The sequence below is a fragment of the Marinospirillum sp. genome (genome assembly GCF_014859565.1).
This window is the reverse complement of sequence record NZ_JACUUA010000296.1, coordinates 1-3,431: the sequence shown is the minus strand read 5'-3', so window position 1 is coordinate 3,431 and position 3,431 is coordinate 1. Positions and strand designations below refer to the sequence as shown.

General features: G+C 52.7%; 1 protein-coding gene. It reads right to left on the bottom strand.

Features of this window, described 5'->3' with window-relative positions; all coding sequences use genetic code 11:
• Positions 1-253: 253 nt before the first annotated feature.
• Positions 254-3,409, bottom strand: coding sequence for a type I restriction endonuclease subunit R (locus IBX50_RS18595; RefSeq protein ID WP_292257895.1), 3,156 nt, complete (start codon positions 3,407-3,409; stop codon positions 254-256).
• Positions 3,410-3,431 lie beyond the last annotated feature (22 nt).

Genomic DNA, 3,431 nt, shown 5'->3' with positions numbered 1-3,431 from the left:
CCAGAATCACTGTTCATCTTCCCAGAATCACTGTTCACCTTCCGCCAGAATCCCTCCTAATGCATTGTTCTTCTTGAATCTTGTTACTCTCTAACCCTTTTGGGGAAGCGAGTAATGCCAGCACTGAGAACGACAATGCGTACCGCAGTATTGCGCCCGTTACCGGCAGTGCGCCAAAAGTCTGCGACGCTCCATGCGTCAGGTTCACAAGGCCGGTGAGAAGTGTTTTATTGACTATCGTTGAACTTTTGCATCACCCACTCCAGGCATTCGACAAAACCTCAGCCTGTTGCAGTACCAGCTCAACGGCCTCAGCAGCCTGATCAGGCGGGTATTTGTATTTCTGTAGTGTCCGGCGTACCAGAATGCGCAGTTTTGCCCGCACGCTTTCCCTGACTTGCCAATCCACAGTGGTGGAAGCTCTTAGTTTGGTGGTGATTTCCACGGCGATTTTCTTAAGGATTTCATCGCCCAGCTCGCGTACGGCGCTTTCGTTGTTGGCCAGTGCATCATAAAAGGCCACTTCATCCGGGTTCAGACCCAGGGCAGCATCCCTTTCCAGTTCTGCCTGAAAGTCCTTGGCCATCTGGATCAGTTCTTCGATGATCTGCGCCGTTTCGATGCTACGGTTGTTGTATTTACGCAGGGTGGCTTCCAGTCGGTCGGCGTATTTTTTTTCCTGCACCACATTGTTGCGGGTCTTGGATTTAACATCGTCTTTTAACAGTTTTTCCAGCAGCTCCACGGCAAAGTTTTTGTAGGGCATCTGCCGCACATCTTCCAGAAACTCATCAGAAAGCAGGCCGATATTGGGCTTATCCAGCCCGCAGAGCGCAAAAATATCACTCACCCCTTCCGCCACCAGCGCATTATCCAAAATCTGCTTAAGCGCGGAGTTCTTATCTTCCTGGCTCAGCTTTTTGTCCACACTGGTGGATTTGGTAATGGCCGCTTTAACAGCGGAAAGAAAAGCAACTTCCTTATGGTAAGCATCCGCCGCATCCAGGGTGCTGCACAGTGAATAGGCTTTATTCATCGCCAGTACAGTATCCAGAAAGCGTTTTTTGCCGTCTTCCAGCCCCAGAATGTAGTTGGCGGTGGGGATCAGCAGGCGGTTGGGGTTGTCCTCAAAACCGCTGTAATCAAAACCTTCCCCCTTGGTGCCTTTGGCCAGCATACCGTGAATTACATCCAGCTTTTCCAGCAGCACCGCAAAGGCTTCTTCGGCATTGTGGGTCGGCTCGCCCCTGCCCTTGGAATCCGTGTAGGTTTTCAGCGCCTGCTTCAGCTCATTGGCAATGCCGATGTAATCCACCACCAGCCCACCGGGTTTGTTCTTGAACACCCGATTCACACGCGCTATCGCCTGCATCAGGTTATGCCCCTTCATGGGCTTATCAACATACATGGTGTGGCAGCAGGGCGCATCAAAGCCGGTCAGCCACATATCCCGCACGATCACCAGTTTGAGCGGGTCTTTCAGATCCTTAAAGCGTTTTTCCAGGCGTTTTTTGGTTTGTTTATTGTAGATATGCGGTTGCAGCAACGGCTTGTCTGAAGCAGAGCCAGTCATAACGATCTTGATGGCACCCTTTTCCGGGTCAGGGTCATGCCACTCTGGGCGCAGAGCGACGATTTCGTTATACAGCTGGGCACAAATATCCCGGCTCATGGCCACAATCATGGCTTTGCCATCCATGCTGGCATTGCGGGTTTCAAAGTGCTTAACCAAATCCGCAGCCACTTCCTGCAAGCGCGGGGTTGCACCCACCAGCTTTTCTAATCGGCTCCATTCACCCTTGGTTTTTTCCCGCTGGCCAACATCTTCTTCATCTTCAACCACCTCTTCCACCTGATCCGAAAGCTCGGCAATGGCTTCCCGGTTTAAATCCAGCTTGGCCAAGCGAGATTCGTAATAGATGGGTACGGTGGCACCATCATCCACAGCATCCTGAATGTCGTAGATAGACACATAATCACCAAACACGGCGCGGGTGTCCTTGTCCTCACTGGCAATGGGCGTACCGGTAAAACCAATAAAAGCCGCATTGGGCAGGGCATCGCGCAGGTGCTTGGCATAACCGAAGGTGTAGGTGCCATCTTTTTTCAGGGTAGCCTTCATACCGTACTGGCTACGGTGGGCTTCATCTGAAATCACTACGATATTGTGGCGCTCATTCAGAATCGGGTGGCTGCTTTCATCGTCCAGCAGGGCAAACTTCTGTACGGTGGTAAAAATAATGCCGCCGGACTCTCGCTCGGCCAGCAACTCGCGCAGTTTATCGCGGTCATTGGCTTGCACCGGGTCTTGTTTTAGCAGCTCTTTTGCAGAACTGAAGGTGGCAAACAACTGGCCATCCAGATCATTGCGATCCGTCACCACCACCAGCGTGGGGTTGTTCATCTGCGGCTGTTGCAGCAACTTACCCGCATAACAGCACATGGAAATACTCTTGCCGGAACCCTGGGTGTGCCACACCACACCGGCCTTTTTACTGCCCGGCTGCACCTCATCCCCATAGGTGGCGCGTTTTTCGGCTTGCCAGTTTTCAGCAGGTTGCTGCGCCGCAATCACCGTCGCTCGCACTGCCTCGCGCACGGCATGAAACTGGTGATAACCGGCAATTTTTTTGATCAGCCGGTCGTTATCCGTCTCAAAAATCACAAAATAACGGATGTAATCCAAAAATAATTCACGCTCGAAAAAGCCGCGCACCAGAGTTTCCAACTGCCACTCCAGCAGCGGTTTGTCGTCTTCATGCTTGATCGTGCGCCAGGGCATAAAGCGTTCTTCATTGGCCGTCAGTGAACCTAAACGTGCCGTATAACCATCGCTGATCACCAGCGCTTGGTTGTAAACAAAAAGGTCGCCAACTTCTTCCTTATAGGTCTGGATCTGGTTAAAGGCATCCCAGATATCGGCTTTTTCAGAACTGGGGCTTTTTAGCTCCAGCACCGCCAGCGGCAGGCCATTGATAAAACACACCACATCCGGGCGGCGTGGTTGCTTGCTGCCCTGCACGGTGAACTGGTTAATCACCCGGAAGCGGTTGGCCTTTACCTGCTCAAAATCCATCAAAAAGGCGCGATCATAAACAACCTCATCCTCGCGCTTGTACTCCACCTTCACCCCATCCAACAGCCAGCGGTGAAAACTGCGGTTACTGGCCAGCGCATCCAAACTCTCGGGCTGACGCACCACCGCCACCGCCTGCTCGATGGCGGTTTCAGGCAAATGCGGGTTAATCCGCCGCAAAGCCGCTTCCAAGTCACCCAATAACAATACCTGCCGGTAATCCACCCGCTCAGGGGCTGGGCCATCCGGGGCTAAATCCGGCCCATGCGCCACCTCCCAGCCACCTTCTGCAAACCAGGACAGGCACTCTTGCTCAAGTTGATCTTCGGTCATGGGATGTCCTTATTCAGGTGTT

Bases quoted from the DNA above. Each gene is read 5' to 3' on its own strand.
- IBX50_RS18595 (WP_292257895.1), bottom strand. From the start codon at position 3,409: ATGACCGAAGATCAACTTGAGCAAGAGTGCCTGTCCTGGTTTGCAGAA.